Origin of the sequence: Bradyrhizobium agreste (assembly GCF_016031625.1) — a bacterium.
Classification (GTDB): Bacteria; Pseudomonadota; Alphaproteobacteria; order Rhizobiales; family Xanthobacteraceae; genus Bradyrhizobium; species Bradyrhizobium agreste.
The window spans coordinates 174918-195415 of record NZ_JACCHP010000021.1 but is presented as its reverse complement, the minus strand read 5'-3'; the positions used below and the strand labels follow the sequence as shown (position 1 = coordinate 195415).

20 protein-coding genes are annotated in these 20498 nt (G+C 64.6%); 10 read left to right on the top strand and 10 right to left on the bottom strand.

Annotated features, from left to right (window positions below; all coding sequences use genetic code 11):
• Positions 1–410 precede the first annotated feature (410 nt).
• The gene (locus HZZ13_RS28095) at positions 411–1271 is read left to right on the top strand and encodes a sulfite exporter TauE/SafE family protein (RefSeq protein ID WP_197962766.1); all 861 of its coding nucleotides are present in this window, start codon (positions 411–413) and stop codon (positions 1269–1271) included.
• Between the two features lie 111 nt (positions 1272–1382).
• Here the strand turns inward: HZZ13_RS28095 and HZZ13_RS28090 are convergent, their stop codons facing one another.
• Both HZZ13_RS28090 and HZZ13_RS28085 read right to left on the bottom strand, forming a co-directional pair.
• The gene (locus HZZ13_RS28090; RefSeq protein WP_197962765.1) at positions 1383–1880 is read right to left on the bottom strand and encodes a hypothetical protein; all 498 of its coding nucleotides are present in this window, start codon (positions 1878–1880) and stop codon (positions 1383–1385) included.
• 30 nt (positions 1881–1910) lie between these two features.
• Positions 1911–3440: a malonate--CoA ligase gene (locus HZZ13_RS28085; RefSeq protein ID WP_197962764.1), complete on the bottom strand. Its 1530-nt coding sequence runs from the start codon at positions 3438–3440 to the stop codon at positions 1911–1913.
• Between the two features lie 87 nt (positions 3441–3527).
• On the opposite strand from HZZ13_RS28085, the gene HZZ13_RS28080 reads away from it, so the two are divergent.
• From HZZ13_RS28080 to HZZ13_RS28065, 4 genes are all read left to right on the top strand, one after another.
• Positions 3528–4289 carry an SDR family oxidoreductase gene (locus HZZ13_RS28080; protein ID WP_197962763.1) on the top strand — a complete coding sequence of 254 codons (762 nt, stop codon included), beginning with the start codon at positions 3528–3530 and terminating at the stop codon, positions 4287–4289.
• 343 nt (positions 4290–4632) lie between these two features.
• A complete protein-coding gene (locus tag HZZ13_RS28075) occupies positions 4633–5187 on the top strand; it encodes a fasciclin domain-containing protein (RefSeq protein ID WP_197962762.1) in 555 nt (184 codons plus the stop codon).
• 181 nt (positions 5188–5368) lie between these two features.
• Entirely contained in the window at positions 5369–5998 is a 630-nt protein-coding gene (locus HZZ13_RS28070; protein WP_197962761.1) for a cytochrome b/b6 domain-containing protein, read from the top strand.
• Positions 5999–6012: 14 nt separating this feature from the next.
• Positions 6013–6795, top strand: coding sequence for a molybdopterin-binding protein (locus tag HZZ13_RS28065; protein WP_197962760.1), 783 nt, complete (start codon positions 6013–6015; stop codon positions 6793–6795).
• Positions 6796–6866: 71 nt separating this feature from the next.
• Here the strand turns inward: HZZ13_RS28065 and HZZ13_RS28060 are convergent, their stop codons facing one another.
• A complete protein-coding gene (locus HZZ13_RS28060) occupies positions 6867–8066 on the bottom strand; it encodes a YbfB/YjiJ family MFS transporter (RefSeq protein WP_197962759.1) in 1200 nt (399 codons plus the stop codon).
• 242 nt (positions 8067–8308) lie between these two features.
• Between HZZ13_RS28060 and leuB the strand changes: the two genes are divergently transcribed.
• On the top strand, positions 8309–9421 hold the full coding sequence (leuB, locus tag HZZ13_RS28055; protein ID WP_197962758.1) for a 3-isopropylmalate dehydrogenase: 1113 nt from the start codon (positions 8309–8311) through the stop codon (positions 9419–9421).
• Between the two features lie 113 nt (positions 9422–9534).
• Positions 9535–10170, top strand: coding sequence for a DapH/DapD/GlmU-related protein (locus tag HZZ13_RS28050; RefSeq protein WP_197962757.1), 636 nt, complete (start codon positions 9535–9537; stop codon positions 10168–10170).
• 74 nt (positions 10171–10244) lie between these two features.
• On the opposite strand, the gene HZZ13_RS28045 is transcribed toward HZZ13_RS28050, so the two are convergent.
• Both HZZ13_RS28045 and HZZ13_RS28040 read right to left on the bottom strand, forming a co-directional pair.
• The gene (locus tag HZZ13_RS28045) at positions 10245–10631 is read right to left on the bottom strand and encodes a hypothetical protein (RefSeq protein WP_197962756.1); all 387 of its coding nucleotides are present in this window, start codon (positions 10629–10631) and stop codon (positions 10245–10247) included.
• Positions 10632–10801: 170 nt separating this feature from the next.
• Positions 10802–11590 carry a hypothetical protein gene (locus tag HZZ13_RS28040; protein ID WP_197962755.1) on the bottom strand — a complete coding sequence of 263 codons (789 nt, stop codon included), beginning with the start codon at positions 11588–11590 and terminating at the stop codon, positions 10802–10804.
• 116 nt (positions 11591–11706) lie between these two features.
• On the opposite strand from HZZ13_RS28040, the gene HZZ13_RS28035 reads away from it, so the two are divergent.
• On the top strand, positions 11707–12741 hold the full coding sequence (locus HZZ13_RS28035; protein ID WP_197962754.1) for an aspartate-semialdehyde dehydrogenase: 1035 nt from the start codon (positions 11707–11709) through the stop codon (positions 12739–12741).
• Between the two features lie 7 nt (positions 12742–12748).
• Here the strand turns inward: HZZ13_RS28035 and HZZ13_RS28030 are convergent, their stop codons facing one another.
• The 4 genes from HZZ13_RS28030 to murJ all read right to left on the bottom strand — a co-directional run bounded on the left by HZZ13_RS28030 (position 12749) and on the right by murJ (position 16949).
• Entirely contained in the window at positions 12749–13318 is a 570-nt protein-coding gene (locus HZZ13_RS28030; protein ID WP_197962753.1) for a NifU family protein, read from the bottom strand.
• Between the two features lie 331 nt (positions 13319–13649).
• Positions 13650–14144, bottom strand: a complete 495-nt coding sequence (locus tag HZZ13_RS28025) for a universal stress protein (RefSeq protein WP_197962752.1) — start codon at positions 14142–14144, stop codon at positions 13650–13652.
• A 105-nt stretch (positions 14145–14249) separates the two neighbouring features.
• Positions 14250–15302, bottom strand: coding sequence for a tryptophan--tRNA ligase (gene trpS / locus HZZ13_RS28020; RefSeq protein WP_197962751.1), 1053 nt, complete (start codon positions 15300–15302; stop codon positions 14250–14252).
• A gap of 111 nt (positions 15303–15413) precedes the next feature.
• Positions 15414–16949 carry a murein biosynthesis integral membrane protein MurJ gene (murJ, locus tag HZZ13_RS28015; protein WP_197962787.1) on the bottom strand — a complete coding sequence of 512 codons (1536 nt, stop codon included), beginning with the start codon at positions 16947–16949 and terminating at the stop codon, positions 15414–15416.
• Between the two features lie 134 nt (positions 16950–17083).
• Between murJ and HZZ13_RS28010 the strand changes: the two genes are divergently transcribed.
• Complete coding sequence (locus HZZ13_RS28010) at positions 17084–18085, top strand: adenosine kinase (protein WP_197962786.1); 1002 nt, start codon at positions 17084–17086, stop codon at positions 18083–18085.
• Between the two features lie 490 nt (positions 18086–18575).
• Here HZZ13_RS28010 and HZZ13_RS28005 read toward each other — a convergent pair whose 3' ends face one another.
• Positions 18576–19772, bottom strand: coding sequence for a serine hydrolase domain-containing protein (locus HZZ13_RS28005; protein ID WP_197962750.1), 1197 nt, complete (start codon positions 19770–19772; stop codon positions 18576–18578).
• A 348-nt stretch (positions 19773–20120) separates the two neighbouring features.
• On the opposite strand from HZZ13_RS28005, the gene HZZ13_RS28000 reads away from it, so the two are divergent.
• Complete coding sequence (locus tag HZZ13_RS28000) at positions 20121–20441, top strand: hypothetical protein (RefSeq protein WP_197962749.1); 321 nt, start codon at positions 20121–20123, stop codon at positions 20439–20441.
• Positions 20442–20498: the final 57 nt, after the last annotated feature.

The following is a 20498-nucleotide window of genomic DNA, read 5'->3' as shown; positions in this document are numbered from 1 at the left end:
ACCGAACCTCGGTTCAGCCCTATGGCCTTGATGAACCAAGGCCAATCAGGGTCTTGGTATACCAGCATATCGGTCGGCCAGCGAATGTAAGAATCTAAATTCATCTCTTGGGCGCGGGCGTTACGGCGCATTGAAATCACTATTGGAACGCCTCTAAGCCGCCGCGAGCCCCGTGGTCGCAACGTGCGAGGGGACGATGCCGAGGGTGAACAGCCGGACCGCCGGCTCGCCGTGGCTTTTGGGCATGCGCACCGGTTCCCACGCCGCGAGCGGATATGCGCGCCCTGCATTCCCCCTCAGCCGGGCCGTGCGATGTGTCGACCGGCTGGATCGGATCGCCTACAGCTGCCGATGCGGCCGCTCCGAACGTGCATATCGGACGGGCAGACCGGGCGCCGCGCAGGTCTGGGGTGATTGCAGATCTTGATATCAGGGAGATCATCGAGCTCGCGCTGCTGTTGATCGCAACCGGCGCGCTCTCAGGATTCCTGGCCGGCGTGTTCGGCATCGGCGGCGGCGCTATACTCGTGCCGGTGTTCTACGAATGCTTCCGGATCGCCGGTGTGCCGCTGGAGGTGCGGATGCCGCTCTGCGTCGGCACCTCGCTTGCCGTGATCATTCCGACCTCGATCCGCTCGTTCCAGGCACACTACAAGCGCGGCGCGGTCGACATGGCGATCCTGCGGGTCTGGTGGTTGCCGATCCTGCTCGGCGTCATCGCCGGCAGCGTGGTCGCGCGCTTTGCCCCGGAGCGGCTGTTCAAGATCGTGTTCGTCGCTACTGCGTGGTCAGCCGCGGTCCGGCTGATCTTCGCGCGCGAGACCTGGAAGCTCGGCGATGATCTGCCGAAAGGCCCGTTGATGCGCGTCTACGGCTTCTGTGTCGGCATTCTCTCGACCCTGATGGGCATCGGCGGCGGCCTGTTCTCGAACCTGCTGATGACCTTCTACAGCCGTCCCATTCATCAGGCGGTCGCGACTTCGTCGGTGCTCGCGGTGCTGATCTCGATCCCCGGCGCACTCGGCTACATCTATGCCGGCTGGCCCGCCGCGGCGAACTATCCGGGCGTCGCCGCGCTGCAAATCCCGTTCACCCTCGGCTACGTCTCGCTGATCGGCGCCGTGCTGGTGATGCCGATGAGCCTCGTCACCGCGCCGCTGGGCGTGCGAGCCGCTCATGCAATGTCCAAGCGCAGGCTGGAGATCGCGTTCGGGTGCTATCTGTTGATCGTGGGCAGCCGGTTTGTGCTGAGCCTGGCGGGTGGACAGTAGGAGGCGCTGCGAGCGCCGGCGTCGTAGGGTAGGTTAGCGGAGCGTAACCCACCGCTTCTATCTCCGCAGAAAGTAAAGAGGTGGGTTACGCTCCGCTAACCCACCTACGAACTACTCCTTCAGTCGCACCTCGCTGTGGAACCATGATCGGAGATCGCCGATGCCTTCGATGTGATCGGAATCGGAAAGCACCTTCAATCGGGCAGCAATCACTTCGCCTTCGATCTGCAATCCAAGCTCTTTGCAGCGATCCAACACATAGGTGACCATCATCGCGGTTTTCCGCCATGTCGGCCTCATGACCGAGAAAATAATCTCGTCGAGTTGCGCTTCGGTCATCGACGCCGGGAGTTGCACCTCATCCCACGTGAGTTCGCAGATATATCTTAGCGGTTCTCGATCGGATTTTGGCGGCTCCAGATCCGGGTACTGGTCGTAAATTGGCTGGAGCAGCTCTTCCTCTAAGGCGACAACGATTTCCTCAAGCCAATCTCCGAGCTCGATCCGCTCAGCCTTGCCAAGTGCCGCGATGCTCATTCGGGTCTGGTCGAGTGCCCTGTAAGCATCGAGAAGATGATCGTTGATCCGGACAGCCTGCTCGCGCTTCATGCATCTCCCCAGCCCTGGAGCATTTGCCTCTTATTTCTTCGCGTAAATATCCTTGTACGTCTCGCGCAAAATGTTCTTCTGCACCTTGCCCATGGTGTTGCGCGGCAGCTCGTCGACCACGAAGACGCGCTTCGGCATCTTGAATTTCGCGAGGCGTCCTTCGAGGCCCTTCAGCACGGCCGCTTCATCGATGCTCGCGCCGGCCTGGCGCACGAGCACCGCGGTGACGCCCTCGCCGAAATCGGCATGCGGCACGCCGATCACGGCGGACTCCACCACGCCGGGCATGGCGTCGATCTCGCTCTCGATTTCCTTCGGGTACACGTTGAAGCCGCCGGAGATGACCAGATCCTTGCCGCGGCCGAGAATGTGCACGTAACCCTTCGCATCGATCTTGCCGAGATCGCCGGTGATAAAAAAACCGTCGGGCCGGAATTCGGCCTTGGTCTTCTCCGGCATGCGCCAATAGCCCTTGAAGACGTTCGGTCCCTTCACCTCGATCATGCCGATCTCGTCGCGCGGCAGCTCCTTCCCTGTCTCGGGATCAGTCACGCGCACAGAGACGCCCGGCAGCGGGAAGCCGACGGCGCCGGGCACGCGCTCGCCGTCGTAGGGGTTCGAGGTGTTCATGTTGGTTTCGGTCATGCCGTAGCGCTCGAGCACGGCATGGCCCGTGCGCGCCGACCATTCGCGATGGGTCTCGGCGAGCAGCGGCGCCGAGCCCGAGATGAACAGCCGCATGTGCTTCGTCGTCTCATGCGACAGCGCGGGGTTCTGCAGCAGGCGGGTGTAGAAGGTCGGCACGCCCATCAGCACCGTCGCGCGTGCCATCAGCTTGATGATCAAGTCCGGATCGAGCTTCGGCAGGAAGATCATCGAGGCGCGCGCGAACAGCGTCACGTTGGTTGCCACGAACAGGCCGTGGGTGTGGTAGATCGGCAGCGCGTGGATCAGGACGTCCTTGTCGGTGAAGCGCCAATAGTCGACGAGCGAGAGCGAGTTGGACGCCAGATTGTCATGCGTCAGCATCGCGCCCTTGGAGCGGCCGGTGGTGCCCGAGGTGTAGAGGATCGCGGCGAGATCGTCGTTTGCACGCGGCACCGTCGTGAAGTCGCGGCTCGCTCTGTCGGCGGCCTCGGTCAGCGAGCCTTTGCCGTCAGCCCCGAGCGTCTCGACCTTCGCCTTCACCTTGCCTGCGATCGGGGCGAGCCCTTCCGCCTTGGAGGGATCGCAGACCACGAGCGACGGCTCGGCATCGCCGATGAAGTAGTCGAGCTCGTTCAGCGTATAGGCTGTGTTCAGCGGCAGATAGACCGCGCCCGCGCGCACCGTGCCGAGATAGAGGACGATGTTGGCAACCGACTTCTCCACCTGCACCGCGACGCGGTCGCCGGGCTTCACGCCGCGCGCGACCAGCACGTTCGCCATTTGCCCAGCGCGCGCGATCAGGTCGCCATAGCTGATACGGGCGCCGTCATGCGTCTCGATCGCGAGCCGTGTCGGATCGGCGATGCCGTCGAACAGGCGGGAAAACAGGTTGGCGTTGGCAGCTTGGTTCATGCAACATTCCTCGCCGGCTTGAGGCCGGTCAAAACCGAGGGCTGAATTAGCAAAAACCGCCCCGATGAAGCAACGGAGACAGTTTGCATGTCAAGAAACGGGAAACGCGTGGCCTGGGTCACGGGCGGTGGCAGCGGGATCGGGGAGGCCGGCGCCGAGGCGTTGGCTGCCGAGGGCTGGATGGTGGTGGTCTCGGGCCGGCGGCAGTCAGCCCTCGATGCCGTGGTGGCGAACATTACCAGGGACGGCGGGGCGGCCGAGGCCATTGCACTCGACGTCTCCAATGCGGCCGCAGCCCAGCAGGTGGCCGACCAGATCGTCGCAAAGCACGGCCGCATCGACCTGCTCGTCAATAATGCCGGCAGCAATGTTCCCAAGCGCAGCTGGAAGGACATGGAGCTGGAGGGCTGGGACAAACTGGTCGAGGTCAATCTCAACGGCGTGCTTTATTGCATGCGCGCCGTGCTGCCGACGATGCGCAAGCAGCAGGACGGTTCCATCATCAACGTCTCGTCCTGGGCCGGCCGTCACGTCTCGAAGATGCCGGGCCCGGCATACACCACCACCAAGCACGCGGTGCTGGCGCTGACCCATTCCTTCAACATGGACGAATGTGTCAACGGCCTGCGCGCCTGCTGCCTGATGCCGGGCGAGGTGGCGACGCCGATCCTGAAGCTGCGTCCGGTGGTGCCGAGCGAAGCCGAGCAGGCGAAGATGCTGCAGCCCGAAGACCTCGGCCGCACCATCGCCTTCATCGCGAGCATGCCGGCCAGAGTCTGCATCAACGAAGTGCTGATCAGCCCGACGCATAATCGCGGGTTCATTCAGACACCGAACAACAGGGATTGATGGCCCCTAGCCGTGGGGCTCGTCATTGCGAGCCAACGGGTCCGCGCATAGCGCGGCCCGATGACAGCTCTCCGCGAGGCAATCCAGGAATGCGTCCGCGAAGACAGTCTGGATTGCTTCGTCGCAAGGGCTCCTCGCAATGACAGCGGACGGACCACACGAACATCCCCGCCGATAGTTTCACCCATCACAAAGAATTTTTTCCCGAAACCGCCCCGCAAACCCTCGCGTAGTTCGGTCCAACGACGGCACTGCTGCATCACCCTCAACTGTCGCAGGCGCCGTTGTTGCCCCAGCTCAACGCCGGCTCTCGCCGGTCTCAATTCAATCGGGAGACTCTCTCATGTCGAAGCGCATTGCCTATCTCGCTGCCGCCGCCTTCAGCGCCCTGGCCCTCACCGCGACCGCCGTCGCGCCCGTCAGTGCCGAGGAAAAGACCGTGATGGTCGGCGGCGCCGCGATGTATCCGTCCAAGAACATCGTCCAGAACGCGGTCAACTCCAAGGACCACACCACGCTGGTGGCGGCGGTGAAGGCGGCCGGCCTGGTGCCGACGCTCGAAGGCAAGGGCCCGTTCACGGTGTTCGCGCCGACCAACGCCGCCTTCGGCAAGCTGCCGGCCGGCACCGTCGACAATCTGGTCAAGCCCGAGAACAAGGCGACGCTGACCAAGATCCTCACCTACCACGTCGTGCCCGGCAAGCTCGAGGCCTCCGACCTCACCGACGGCAAGAAGCTGAAGACCGCGGAAGGCGAGGAGCTGACGGTCAAGAAAATGGACGGCAAGGTCTGGATCGTCGACGCCAAGGGCGGCACCTCCATGGTGACGATCTCCAACGTCAATCAGTCGAACGGCGTGATCCATGTGGTCGACACCGTGCTGATGCCGGCGACGTAACACCGCGCGATCCTGTTTCATCCCCGAACAGGATGGTTTCAGACCGCGAGCCGGGGAGACCCGGCTCGCTTTTTTGTGACCATAATAGCCTGACGGCATCGATTCGATGGCCGACGGGTGTAACGAAAGCCGATGCACCGGCGTATAATCGCTGTCACACGACCTCAGAATGGAACCCGCCATGGCGAGCCTCACAGTCACCGACGAGCAGGTCAGGGCCACCAAGTCCAAAGTGATCCAGCCGGCCTGGGTGCGGGTCATGCATTGGATCAACGCCCTTGCCATGATCCTGATGATCCTGTCGGGCTGGCAGATCTACAATGCCTCGCCGCTGTTCGACTTCAGATTCCCGCGCGAATACACGCTGGGTGGCTGGCTCGGCGGCGGCCTGCTCTGGCACTTCGCCGCGATGTGGCTGCTGATGATCAATGGCCTTGCCTATCTCGTCACCGGCTTTGCCACCGGCCGCTTCCGCAAGAAGCTGCTGCCGATCACGCCGGCGGGCGTGCTGCACGACGTCAGGGCTGCGCTGACCTTCAAGCTCGGCCATGACGATCTCACCGTCTACAATTACGTGCAGCGCCTGCTCTATGCCGGCATCATCGTGGTCGGCGTGTTGATCGTGCTGTCCGGCCTCGGCATGTGGAAGCCGGTCCAGCTCTATTATCTCGTGATGCTGTTCGGCGACTATCCGACCGCGCGCTATGTCCACTTCTTCTGCATGGCCGCGATCTGCGCCTTCCTCGTCATCCACGTCCTGCTCGCGCTCTTGGTGCCGAAGAGCCTGCGCGCGATGATCATTGGCCGCTGATTAGGAGAATTGTCATGGCCAAACGTCCTTTCCTGATCCCCGGCGTCGACAAACGATTGCTGATCAAGGACTCCATCAAGACGATGCCTGACGTCACCCGCCGCCGCTTCATCGCGGGCGGCGCCAGCTTGGGCGCGCTGACGCTGCTCACCGGCTGTGACGTCGTCGACTCCTCGTCGGCCGAGGAGATGCTGAAGAGCGTCTCGAAATTCAACGACGCGGTGCAGGCCTTCATCTTCAATCCCGACGCGCTGGCGCCGACCTTTCCCGAAAGCGCAATCACGAAGCCGTTCCCGTTCAACGCCTATTACGATCTCGACGACGCGCCCGACATCTCGGCCGCGGATTGGAAGCTCGAGGTGCGCGGCCTCGTCGACAACAAGAAGTCCTGGACGCTGGACGAGCTCCACAAGCTGCCCCAGGTCACGCAGATCACGCGTCACATCTGCGTCGAGGGCTGGAGCGCGATCGGCAGCTGGACCGGCACGCCCTTGCGCGATTTTCTCAAGCTGATCGGCGCCGACACGCGGGCCAAATACGTCTGGTTCCAGTGCGCCGACAAGGACGGCTACAACTCGCCCTTGGACATGCGTAGCGCGCTGCATCCGCAGACGCAAATGACGTTCAAATACGCAAACGAAATCCTCCCGCGCGCCTACGGCTTCCCGATGAAGATCCGCGTGCCGACCAAGCTCGGCTTCAAGAACCCGAAATACGTGGTCTCGATGGAAGTCACCAACGACTACAAGGGCGGCTATTGGGAAGATCAGGGGTACAATTCGTTCAGTGGGAGCTGAGAGGGCGAATAGCGAATGGGGAGTAGCGAGTAGGGAGCAATGAAGCCTATCCAGGCTCAATTCGCCATTCGCTATTCACCATTCGCCCTTCCGGCCACCTTCCTCTGGCACAACGCCGCAACCGCCCCCAGCGCCAATAGCGCCGCCGACACATTCAGCGCGTAGCTCAGGCTTCCGAGCGCATCCGTGATCGCGCCGACCACGATCGGCCCGAGCGTCTGGCCGACGCCGAACGAGATCGTCATCGCCGCGATCGCGGTCGGCCACACCTGCGGCGGATAATTGAAGCGCACGAAGGCGGTGGTCGAGCCGACCACGGCGAAGAAGGCGACGCCGAACACGACCGCCGAGATCGCGAGCCAGGCCGGCGAATGCCCGAGCATCGGCAGCGCTGCGCCGGCTGCGTTGGTGCCGAGGATGATGGCGGTGGCAAGTCCGCCGCGATCGAGTGCCAGCACGCCGCGCCAGGCCCAGGGCGTCACGAACGCGGATAGGCCAATCAGGCCCCAGAACGCAGCCTGCGCCATGGCCCCGCCGCCGCCGTCGCGCACATAGGCGATCATGAAGGTCATGTAGGCGATGTAGCCGGCGCCGAACAGGAAGTAGCCGGCGAGATAAATCAACACGGGGAGGATCGCGAACGAGCCGTGACCGCCTTCCGAAAAGCGGACACTGCTCTCGATGCGGATCAGGAACAGCGGGATCGTCATCGCGACTGACAGCAGCGTCAGCGCCCACCACACGATCCACCATGAACCGGAGCCGAAATATTGCAGCGTGAACGGGGCGATCAGCCCCGAGGACAGAATGCCGATGCCGGGTCCGGCATAGAACAAGCTCAGCAGGAAATTGGCGCGTTCGGGCCGCGATTGGGCGATGGTGGCGGCCAGCGCGCCGCCGGCGACGAAACCGGCCGCCGCACCCAGGCCCAGCACCAGGCGCGCCAGGCTCAGCGCGACGAAATTCCCCGTCAGCGCGCAGGTGGCGAGCGCGACGACGCAGGCGACGGTTCCACCGCGGATCGCGGCCGCCCAGCCGACGCGCTGGATCAGGCGGGACGCCAGCAGCGCGCCCACGAGATAGCCGACGGCGTTGATCGTGTTCATGAAACCGGCCGCCGAGTAGGACCAGCCGAGGGTCTCCCGCATGTCGGGGAGCACCAGCGCATAGGCAAAGCGGCCGATGCCGAGCCCGACGGTGGCGGCGAGCGACAGGATCAGGATCAGCCGTGCGGGATGTGCGTAGGACGGGGCGCGGTCGGGGGCGTGCAAGGGAATACTCCGGCCTGTCCAGTGTGGCAGGCCCCGCCCGCCTTGCACAGCCGCACCCCGGCAATGGTGTCTTGCCAAGCGCGCAACGCCGCTCTAGCACTCCGGCCGACCGTCATTCCGGGGCGCGCGAAGCGCGAGCCCGGAATCCATTTCCCCGCTTGCGCTGTGGCCCGATGGATTCCGGGCTCGCTCGCTTTGCTCGCGACCCGGAATGACGAGAGAGGATCGAAAAGGACACGACCATGGCGACCCACAAACTGCTGCTGCTCCCCGGCGACGGTATCGGCCCCGAGGTGATGGGCGAGGTGAAGCGGCTGATCGACTGGCTCAATTCGGCCGGGATCGCCAGGTTCGAGACCGACACCGGGCTCGTCGGCGGCTCCGCCTATGACGCGCACAAGGTGTCGATCTCTGAAGGCGACATGGCCAAGGCCAAGGACGCCGACGCCGTGATCTTCGGCGCGGTCGGCGGCCCGAAGTGGGATGCCGTGCCTTACGAGGTGCGCCCGGAAGCCGGCCTCTTGCGCCTGCGCAAGGATCTTGCGCTGTTTGCCAACCTCCGTCCCGCCGTGTGCTATCCGGCGCTGGCGGATGCCTCGAGCCTGAAGCGCGAGGCGGTCGAGGGCCTCGACATCGTCATCGTGCGCGAGCTCACCGGCGGCGTCTATTTCGGCGAGCCCAAGACCATCACCGATCTCGGCAACGGCCAGAAGCGCGCCATCGATACCCAGGTCTACGACACCTATGAGATCGAGCGCATCGGCCGCGTCGCCTTCGAGCTTGCCAGGAAGCGCAGGAACAAGGTGACGTCGATGGAGAAGCGCAACGTCATGAAGTCGGGCGTGCTCTGGAACGAAGTCATGACCCAGGTCCACAAGCGCGAATATCCCGACGTCACGCTCGAGCATCAGCTCGCCGATTCCGGCGGCATGATGCTGGTGAAATGGCCGAAGCAGTTCGACGTCATCGTCACGGACAATCTGTTCGGCGACATGCTCTCCGACATCGCGGCGATGCTCACCGGCTCGCTCGGCATGCTGCCCTCGGCCTCGCTCGGCGAGGTCGACGTCAAGACCAAGAAGCGCAAGGCGCTGTACGAGCCCGTGCACGGTTCGGCCCCCGATATCGCCGGCAAGGGCCTCGCCAATCCGATCGCGATGATCTCGTCGTTCGGCATGGCGCTGCGCTATTCCTTCGACATGGGCGAGCTCGCCGACAAGGTCGACCAGGCCATCGCCGCCGTGCTGGCCAGCGGCCTGCGCACCGCCGACATCAAGTCGGAAGGCACCACCTCGGCCTCGACCACGCAGATGGGCGAAGCGATCCTGAAGGAATTGCAGAAGCTGCACGCGTAAGGCGGCAGAATCGTAGCCCGGATGGAGCGTAGCGAAATCCGGGTTCGCCCTGCGGATAGATCTTCCCGGATTACGCTTCGCTCCATCCGGGCTACGGCACTCGGAGCTGTCTCATGGATGCATCCCGCCCCAAGATCGCGGAAACCGTCATCCATGAGACGGTGCGCCTGCGCGAGGCGCAGATCGGGCGCCGCTGCGAGGTGCTCGCGGACACGCGCATCGAATATGCCTCGCTCGGCGACTATTCCTATCTCGGCGAGAATTGCGACGTCGCCGATGCCGTGATCGGCAAGTTCACGGCAATCGCCAATTCGGTGCGGATCGGCGCACCGAACCACCCGATGGGCCGTCCGTCCCAGCACCGCTTCACCTATGTCCCCGAATATTACGAGGCGGGCGCGACGCGCGACCGCGACTTTTTCGCAGGTAGGCGCGGCGACCGGGTGATCGTCGGCAACGACGTCTGGATCGGCCACGCCGCCATCCTGCTGCCGGGCGTGAGCGTCGGCGACGGCGCGGTGATCGCCGCCGGCGCGGTCGTCAGCCGCGATGTCGAGCCCTATACCATCGTTGGCGGCGTTCCCGCCCGTCCGATCCGCAAGCGCTTCGACGATTCCGTTGCGGCAAGCCTGCGCCGCATCGCCTGGTGGGATTGGCCGGATGCGCTGATCTTCGAGCGCCTCGCTGATTTCCGCTCCGAGGCCATCGAAGAATTTTGCCGGCGTTACGATCCGGCCGCGAACGCGTGAGGCGAAGGCATCTCGTGAAAAACAAAAATGGCCGAGCGTAAGCCCGGCCATTTTGATTCGGATCGCTCCCCGCCTCAGTACAGCGGGAAGTTCTGCGGATAGCCGCCGACATCCTGCGGAGGCGAGAGCGGCTGGCGGTCGATCGGACGGTTGAGGTTCTCGCGGGCGAAGGACGGATAGCCCACCGCCGGCGGGAAGGCGTAGTCGGTGAACTTGCGGTCGCCCGGATTGACCTCGGTGCCGCCGTCGAGCCAGGAGCGCTTGCTCACATAGATGCGGGTGCGGCCCTGCTGGTAGATCGCGTTGGGACCGCTCGGGCCGTAATAGGGCCGACCGCGCTCGTCATAGCGCTGCTTGGTCCGGGTTTCGGCGGAAGCCGGGGTCGCGAACGCGATGGCAATTGCGGCGCCCGCCGCAAGCAATGTCGCCAGTTTGTTCGCGGCAGAAAATTTCAAGCTCATCACGTCCCCTTCAGGCGGCAGGCCGCCAGTCGATTTCACCCCATACTAGCCCGGCCGGGGCGGACGCAACTAGGTCAATTGGGTCACACCAGCTCGGAATAATCGAGCGCGCCGGCAAAAGTTGCATGCAAACCAGCCACTTGAGCTTGATGCAGAATCCTTGATGCAGGTCAAAGCGCTCCGCGCAATTGCGCGTTCGCGGCGCCCAGCAGCCAGTCCGGCGAACCCTTCAGGTCGCAGCCACGGCGCCTGAGCTCGGCATGGGCGAACAATTCCGCCAGCCTGGGCTCGTTGCCCGAGGCCAGCAGTGTCAGCCGGTTCAAAGTGCAGGCGATCGCCGCGCGGCGGGCGGGCAAACTGTCGCCCTGGCAGGAGAAGCCGGAGATCTGCAAGCCCGGCTCCTCGTAGCGCTTGAGATAGCCGAGGCAGGCCCGCGTCCCCTCCGCCGCGCCGACCGGCCGGAACAGGGCAACGGGGCCGAATTTGGTGTCGATCAGGCCGGCCTGCTCGAACGGGGCATCTGTACCCAAACCCATCCGATCGGCCAGACCCGCGGCCGCCGGCCGTGTCACGTCGAATTCGGCGCCTTGGCGGTAGATCTCGAGTTCGGCCACCGGCTTGTCCGCCATGTCGGTCCAGCGCAGCACGTCCCTGCGGCCGCCTTCGGGATGCCGAAGGATGGTGTAAGAGGCTGGTTTCTCTGACGAATCGGTCCGACTAACGGCGAAGGCCGGGTGCGAGCGGTCGGCGATGCTCCAGCCCGGTCCGTCCGCGGGACCATCGCCCCGGAGGTCAGGCAGCTGTCCGAGGCCTGCGAGGGCGAGGATGGCAAACAGGGCGAGCGCCCCCACATAGGCGATCAGATGCGCCAGCGTGCCGACCACCTCGTCGGCGACGGCCAAGAGCGTCAGCTGGATCTGGGTAGGGCTAACGGCCGTGCTGGCCTCAGGCGACTGCATCCACGGCCTTCAGGCAGGGTCCCACGTTGTCTTGAGGCCGGTTCTCGCATAGAAGCGCTGCTCTTCCTGTTTAAGCGTCAGCTTCGGGAACGGGCTTTTTCATCGGAGAGTGAACGATGGGTTACAAAGTCGCAGTCGTCGGCGCGACCGGCAATGTCGGTCGGGAAATGCTCAACATCCTGGATGAGCGCAAATTTCCCGCGGACGAGGTTGTGGCCCTGGCCTCACGCCGCAGCGTCGGCGTCGAGGTCTCCTACGGCGACCGCACCCTGAAGGTCAAAGCGCTCGAGCATTACGACTTCTCCGACGTCGACATCTGCCTGATGTCAGCGGGGGGAGCGGTGTCGAAGGAATGGTCGCCGAAGATCGGCGCCGCCGGCGCTGTGGTGATCGACAATTCCTCGGCCTGGCGCATGGATCCGGATGTGCCGCTGATCGTGCCCGAGGTGAATGCGGCCGCGACCGAAGGCTTCAAGAAGAAGAACATCATCGCCAACCCGAACTGCTCGACCGCGCAGCTCGTCGTCGCGCTCAAGCCGTTGCACGACAAGGCGACGATCAAGCGCGTCGTGGTCTCGACCTATCAGTCGGTATCGGGCGCCGGCAAGGACGCGATGGACGAATTGTTCTCGCAGACCAAGGCCGTCTACACCAACGACGAACTGGTCGCGAAGAAATTCCCCAAGCGCATCGCCTTCAACGTCATCCCCCACATCGACGTCTTCATGGAGGACGGCTACACCAAGGAAGAGTGGAAGATGATGGCGGAGACCAAGAAGATCCTGGATCCCAAGATCAAGCTCTCCGCCACCTGCGTGCGCGTGCCCGTGTTCGTCGGCCATTCCGAGGCCGTCAACATCGAGTTCGAGAATCCGATCAGTGCGGACGATGCGCGCGAGATCCTGCGCAAGGCGCCGGGCTGCCTCGTGATCGACAAGCAGGAGCCCGGCGGCTACGCGACACCCTACGAGGCGGCCGGCGAGGACGCGACTTACATCAGCCGCATCCGCGAGGACGCGACGGTGGAGAACGGCCTCGTGCTCTGGTGCGTGTCCGATAACTTACGCAAGGGCGCCGCCCTCAACGCGATCCAGATCGCGGAAGTTTTGATCAACCGCAAGCTGATCACCGCGAAGCAGAAGGCGGCGTGAACGGCGCTTACATCGGCCGGACTTCGACCACGTCAGGCACGAAGTGCCGGAGCAGGTTCTGGATGCCGTGCTGGAGCGTCGCCGTCGATGACGGGCAGCCGGAGCAGGCGCCCTTCATGTTGAGATAGACGATACCGTCCTTGAAGCCGCGAAAGGTGATGTCGCCGCCGTCATTGGCGACGGCGGGCCGCACGCGAGTCTCGATCAGGTCCTTGATCACGTCGACGGTCTCGGCGTCGGCCTCGTCGAAGAACTCGTCCTGGTCGTCGAGATCGGCCTCGCTCGTGACCGTGCCGTCGGCAAGCAGCGGCGCCCCCGACATGTAGTGCTCCATGATGGCCCCGAGGATCGCCGGCTTGAGCTGCTGCCATTCGCCGCTCGCTTTGGTCACGGTGATGAAGTCCGATCCGTAGAACACGCCGGTGACGCCCGGCACGTCGAACAGCTTTTCGGCGAGCGGAGAACGCGCCGCCGATTCGCGGCTCGCAAACTCCATCGGGCCGCCATCGACTACGACGCGGCCGGGAATGAACTTCAGCGTGGCGGGATTGGGGGTGGCTTCGGTTTGAATGAACATGGGTTTCTCCAGACGTCGCCGGTTCAAGGCCGGCGCGTGCTCTATCCCCTAGCAGATGGCGATGGGGAACGCACGGTCAAGGGGTCGGAACGGCGTTCTGGTGTCATTTCAGCGGGTTAGCGGCCTTCTTACTTACCCTCCCCTGGAGGGCCCTGGAGGGGGAGGGTCGATCGCGCGCAGCGCGAGCGGGGCGGGGTGATCTCTCCACACGGGCACTGTTGGATGAGGAGAGACCGTCACCCCACCCCGTCTCTCATCTTGGCTGCGTTCAGATGTGAGCCGACCCTCCCCCCTCCAGGGTCCCTCCAGGGGAGGGTAAGAGGCACCGCCGCTACGACAGCGAATCCACGCTCTGGTCGCTCAGCGCGCCCGAGATGATCGTCACCGGCACCGGGAACGTGCCGAGCGCATTTGCGAGCAGCGTGACCAGAGGTCCCGGCCCTTCCGCGCCGGGATTGGCGGCGAGCACCAGCATGGCGATATCGGGGTCCTCGTCGATCACAGCGAGCAGCTGCTCCAACGCCTCACCTTCGCGGATCACCCGTTCCGGCGTGATCGCGGCGATGCCGTTGGCTCTGCCCGCGGCGCGGTCGAGCGCGGCCTCGGCAGCTTCCTGCGCCTCGGCGCGCATGATGTCGGCGACGCCGAGCCATTCCTGGCTCTGCTGCTCCGGCTCGATGATGCGCAGCATGACCACGCCGCCGCCGGCGCGGATCGCCCAGCGGGCGGCGTAATAGACGGCGCGATCCCATTCGGCGCTGTCGTCGACGATGACGAGGCATTTGGGCTTGTGACCCGGCTCGTAGCAAAGTCGCTTGCTGGTCATGCATGTCCCGGATTGTGCACGGGAAGCATGCTGCCACACTCCCGCAATGTTTGGGAGAGGCGAAGCGGCCGGCGCCATGGCGCCAGCCGGTCTTGCGATGACGCCTTAGCGCCGGCGGATGAAGCCGACGATGTCCTTGGAGAGCTTCATGGTCTCGTCGGCGATCGCGCGCGCCCGGTCGGATCCCTCGTTCAGAATCGCGTCGATATGGCCGGGATCGGCGACGAGGCGCTTCATCTCGCCGGCGATTGGCGCGAGTTTTGTCACGCACAGCTCCGCCAGCGCGTTCTTGAAGCTGGAGAACTGGCCGCCGCCGAAATCGCGCAGCACCTCCGCCTTGGAACGGCCGGAGAGCGCCGCGAAGATGCCGACGAGATTGTCGGCCTCGGGCCGCGCGTCCAGGCCCTTCTCTTCCGTCGGCAGCGGCTCCGGATCGGTCTTCGCCTTGCGGATCTTCTGCGCGATGGTGTCGGCATCGTCGGTGAGATTGATGCGCGAATTGTCGGAGGCGTCCGACTTCGACATCTTCTTGGTGCCGTCGCGCAGGCTCATCACGCGCGTCGCCGGACCCGTGATCAGGGGTTCCGGCAGCGGGAAGAACAGCCCGTCATTGGTGCCCTGCGCGCGGATCGAGTCGCCGAAGTCGTTGTTGAACTTCTGCGCGATGTCGCGCGAGAGCTCGAGATGCTGCTTCTGGTCCTCGCCCACGGGAACGTGGGTGGCGCGGTAGAGCAGAATGTCGGCGGCCATCAGCACGGGATAGTCGTACAGTCCGACCGAGGCATTCTCGCGATTCTTGCCGGCCTTCTCCTTGAACTGGGTCATGCGGTCGAGCCAGCCGGTGCGCGCGACGCAGTTGAAGATCCAGGCGAGCTCGGCATGACCGGAGACCTGGCTCTGGTTGAACACGATGTGCTTCTTCGGATCGATGCCGGCGGCGATGAACGCGGCGGTCACCTCGCGGGTGTTGCGCGCGAGCTCGACCGGCCCGCCCCAGACGTCCACCCCTTGCGTGATCGCATGCATGTCGACGACGCAATAGATGCAATTGTGGGTTTCCTGCATCTTCACGAAGTTGACGATGGCGCCGAGGTAATTGCCGAGGTGCAGATTGCCCGTCGGCTGGACGCCCGAAAAGACCCGTTCAACGAATGGCATGGTCAGCCTTCCCATAGGTATTCGGTCGTCGTTTCCAACAGCGGCGCTGCCCCGTCAAGGGCAATTCCACCACTCCCCTTGGGAGAGGTGAAGAGCCTCCGCGCGAGCGCGCTAACGTGCCGGTCGTTTGAGCACGTTAACCGCCTCGCGCCAGGAGGCGGCCCCGAGGATCTGCAGCAGCAGGCCGTAGACGGCGATCCCGGCCGCGATCTGCACACCCAGCACGAGGAATTTAACCAAGCTATGGGTCTCGGCCGGCACCAATCCCGCGGTCAGCCAGAGCAGGGCGCCCATGGCGATCGCGGCCAGCACGATCCGCGGCAATCGCTTGCGGGCGCCGGCGTCAATCGAGAACCCGAACTCGCGCGCGCCCTTTCGGAGCAGCGAGAGCGCGCTGCTCCAGGCGCCGGCCGCGATGCTCGCCGCGATCCCGCTCGCGCCGAAGAAATGTCCGAGCAGAACTGCCAGCGCGACCGCAACCACAACACCTTCGGCGGTGGCCTTGAGTGGCGTCATCGTGTCGCTGCGGGCGTAGAACGCCGGTGACAGCGCCTTGATCAGCACATGCGCCGGTAGCCCCAGCGCCAGCCACATCAGCGCGTGCGCGGTCGCCGCGCTGTCCGCCGCGCCGAACGCACCATGCTCGAACAATAGCCGCACGATCGGCTCGGCCAAGACGATCAGGCCGAGGGTGGCCGGCAGCGCCAGCCCGGCCGCAAGCTCCAGCGCGCGGGATTCGGCATGTGCCACCGCGTCGCGATCGGAGCTAGCGACGGCGCGCGTCAGCTCCGGCACCAGCACCGTGCCCATGGCGACGCCGACGATGCCGAGCGGCAGCTCGATCAGGCGGTTGGCGAAATAGAGCCAGGACACCGCGGACGGCATCGCGGATGCGATGATCGCGCCGGCCACCATCAGCCATTGCGGACCCGAGCTTGCGATCATGCCGGGGACCGCCTTGGCGAAGAAGCCGCGCATCTCCTTGTCGAGGCTGACGCGCAGCGGTGTCGCAAGGCGCGCGCTTCGCTGCGACAGCAGCATCAAGAGTTGCAGCAGGCCGGCGAGACCAACGGTCGCCGCCAGGATCCATGCGGCGAAGCCGGCGTCTGCGCGTCCGACGAGCAGCATCGCGATCGCGGCGATCAGCGCAATGTTGAACAGCAGCGGCGAGAATGCCGTCAGCGCGAAGCGTCCCTGCGCATTGAGCAATCCCATCAGCACGGTGACGGGACCGGCGAAGGCGAGATAGGGCAGCATCAGCCGCGCGTTCTGAACCGCGAGATCGAGCGTGCCGCTGCCGAGGAATCCCGGCGCGATGACCGTCATGATCAACGGCATCAACAATGCGATCAGGAGCGAGATCGCGATCAGGGCCGCGCTGACCGTGCCGAGCACACGCCCGGCGAACGCCGCGGCTTCCGCCACCCCGTCGCGGTCCCGCACCCGCAGCCAGGCCGGGATCAGCGCCGCGTTCAGCGCGCCCTCGCTGAGCAGCCGCCGCACCACGTTGACGAGCTGGAACGCCGCCAGAAACGCGTCCGCCACGGCGCCGGTGCCGAGCAGCGCCGCAATCAGGGAATCGCGGGCAAAACCCAGGAGGCGCGAGGCCAGCGTTCCCGTCGAGACGGTCAGGAAGGAGCGGATCATTACTCTCGAAAACACCGTTGCTTGCCCGCCGAGGCCCGGTCGTGATAGGCCGCGAGCTTGGATTTCAGGCCGACAGGAAGCGGATTTCCGTATAGATCGCAATCCGGCAAACAGGATCAAGGTGAATGGCTGACGTGAAAGACGTGAAATACGACGTTCTCGGCATCGGCAACGCGCTGTTCGACGTGCTGGTTCGGACCGACGAGGCCTTTCTGGCCAAGCATGGCATGACCAAGGGCAGCATGTCGCTGATCGACGAGGCGCGCGCGGCCGCCATCTACAAGGATATGGGTCCGGCCACGGAAGTCTCGGGCGGCTCGGCCGCCAACACCATCGTCGGCATCGGAAGCCTGGGGGCACGTGCCGCCTACGTCGGCAAGGTCAAGGACGACCAGATCGGCAAGCTCTACGTGCACGACATCCGCGCCGCCGGCGTTGCCTTCAACACGCCCGCCGCGACGGAGGGCCCCGCCACCGGCTGCTCCTACATCCTGGTCACCGGCGACGGCGAGCGCACCATGAACACCTATCTCGGCGCGGCGCAGGACCTGTCGCCCGCGGACATCGATCCGGCCGAGATTGCGGGCGCTGGCATCGTCTATCTCGAAGGCTATCTCTGGGACCCCAAGAACGCCAAGGAAGCCTTCGTCAAGGCGGCCAAGATTGCCCATGACGCCAAGCGCAAGGTGGCGCTGACGCTGTCGGATTCCTTCTGCGTCGACCGCTATCGCGACGAGTTTCTCTCGTTGATGCGGGGTGGCACCGTCGACATCGTGTTCGCCAACGAGTCCGAGCTGCACTCGCTCTACATGACCTCGGACTTCGACACCGCGCTGAAGCAGCTGCGCAACGACGTCAATCTCGGCGTAGTCACCCGCAGCGAGAAGGGTTGCATGGTGGTGTCGTCGGAAGACGCCGTCGCGGCGCCGGCCTTCCCGGTGGAGAAGGTGGTCGACACCACCGGCGCCGGCGACCTGTTCGCCGCCGGCTTCCTCTACGGCCTCGCGCGCAATCTCGGCTACAAGCAGTGCGGCGAACTCGGCGCGCTCGCTGCCGCCGAGATCATCCAGCACATCGGCGCGCGGCCCCAGGTGTCGCTGAAGGAGCTCGCCGACCAGCGCGGGTTGACGGCGTAGCTCTTACCCTCCCCTGGAGGAGGAGGGTCGATCGCGCGCAGCGCGAGCGGGGTGGGGTGACGGTCTCTCGGCGCATTCAGTGCGCCTGAGATTTCTGCACCCCTCGAAACCGCATCGCTTCGCGATTTAGATCTTCGCCGCGGCTTCACCCCACCTCGGTTCGCATGCCGCTTCGCCGCATGCGAAGGGGAGGATGGGAGTTCGCGTCGTAGCTCTTACCCTCCCCTGGAGGGGGAGGGTCGATCGCGCGCAGCGCGAGCGGGGTGGGGTGACGGTCTCTCGGCGCATTCAGTGCGCCTGAGATTTCAGCACTCCTCGAAACCGCATCGCTTCATTAGATAGACCTTTGCCGCGGCGTCACCCCACCTCGGTTCGCATGCCGCTTCGCCGCACGCGAACCGATCCTCCCCCTCCAGGGGAGGATGGGAGTTCGCGTCTCGGCCGTCGCTCTACCGCGATACGGCTGAGGACGTGAGAGCCATGCGCCCGCTCACGCCGCCTTCTGCCCGCTTCCGGCAGCATCGAGCCCGGCATAAACGCCGCGCTCGAAGCCAGCGAACGCCTCCAGGCATTTCGCATCCGCGAACGGCAGCAGCTGCATCAGGATCACGCCGGTGACGTCGCGCGCCGGGTCGATCCAGTAATAGGTGTTGGCGAGGCCGGCCCAGGCGAGGCTGCCCGCGCTGCGGCCTTCCGCGGTCTTTTGCGTGTTGATCATGAAGCTGAGGCCCCACTTCTTCACCTGCTCCGGATAGAGATCGACGTCGTTGGTGTACATCGGCGCCGCCGTCGTCATCTTGCCCATCGCAAGATCGCCGATGTGGTTCTGTCCCATCGTCGCGACCGTCTCGGCTTTCAGCACCTGGTTGCCGTTGCCGCGGCCCTTGTTGAGGATCATCTGGGTGAACTTGATGTAGTCGGCCGCCGTCGAATAGAGCCCGCCGCCGCCCATGTGGAATTCCGGCTCCTGCTCCAGCTCGAATGGAATGGAAGCCAGCTGGCCGTCCTCGCCGCGGGCATGCATGCCGACCAGGCGCTTGCGCATGTCGTCGCTGATCTTGAAAGCGGTGTCGCGCATGCCGAGCGGGGCGAACAGATTGTCGCGCAGGTACGCGTCGAGCCGCTTGCCGCTGGCGGCCTCCACGGCTTTGCCGACGAAATCGATGTTGGTGCCATATTCCCAGCGCGTGCCGGGGTCGGACATGATCGGCGTCTTCAAGGCCGCGTTCTGGCAGGTAGTGATGGCGGGAATGCCGTTCTTGTCCAGATAGACCGCGAGATCGCCGTTCCACATATTGTAGCAGAAGCCGGCGGTGTGGGTCATGAGCTGGCGCAGCGTGATCGGTCCCTTGGCCGGCCGCAGCTTCGCCTCGCCCTTGGCATCAAAGCCTTCGAGCACTTGCGGATTGGCGAGATCGGGCAAGATATCGCCGATCGGCGCATCCAGCGACAGCTTGCCCTGCTCGACCAGCTGCATCGCGCCCGCTGTCGTCACCGCCTTCGTCATCGACGCGATCCAGAATACGCTGTCGAGTGTCATCGCATCGGGCTTGGACAGATCGCGCTTGCCGAACGCGCCCTGATACAGCACGTCGTGACCGCTGGCCGCGATGGCGACGACGCCCGGAATCTCCCTGGTCTCGCTCTTCTGACGCAGAATCTCGTCGATCTGGGCTTGGCTTTGCATGGCGTTTCCTCGGGTTTGATTATTGTTGGAAGCGATTGATTGTCTTCCCGCATGCCGGGCGCGACAAGCGCATCCATGCGCCTGCGTCGGTCGCGATGTCGTGACTTGACGGCGTTGGTCCCAGGCACGACGACAACGGGAATGAACCGCGGCGCTCTGTCACAATCTGCGGTGGATTGCCGTCCTTCGCCCTCACCCTGGATGGGCTCAAGGCGATATGGTTCGTGAGTTTCGGACGCTTGAAACATTTCGTGAGCTGCCGCGTTCAGCGCCCGGTCCGGTTCATGGGCCGATCAAGATTGATGCAAATGTTGCCGGCCGTGGATGGGCGGCGAGGGGGGACATCAGATGATTTCGACCTGGAGCGAATGGAAGCGCTATCCCCGTCCCGGACGGGGCGAGAACCTGGAGGCGCCGATTTCGCCGGGCATTTACGAGGTCCGCATCGCCGGCACCGGCGCGCTCTATTCCTTCGGCGCGGTCGATAATCTGGCGCAGGCGCTGGCGCTGCTGCCGGTCGGCTCGAAGTCATGGTTCGGCCGTCGCGACACTTCCCAGGTTCCCGATCTCGAATACCGGACCTGCGCGACCTCCACGAAGGCGGACGCCAAGGCCGCAGCCGAGCGCATGATCGGCCGCCGCGAGACCTATATGAGCGGCGCGGCCTGACCGTTCCTTGATCGCGGGGCCAACCTCTCCCCGTCGGGAGAGGTGAGTAACCTGAGG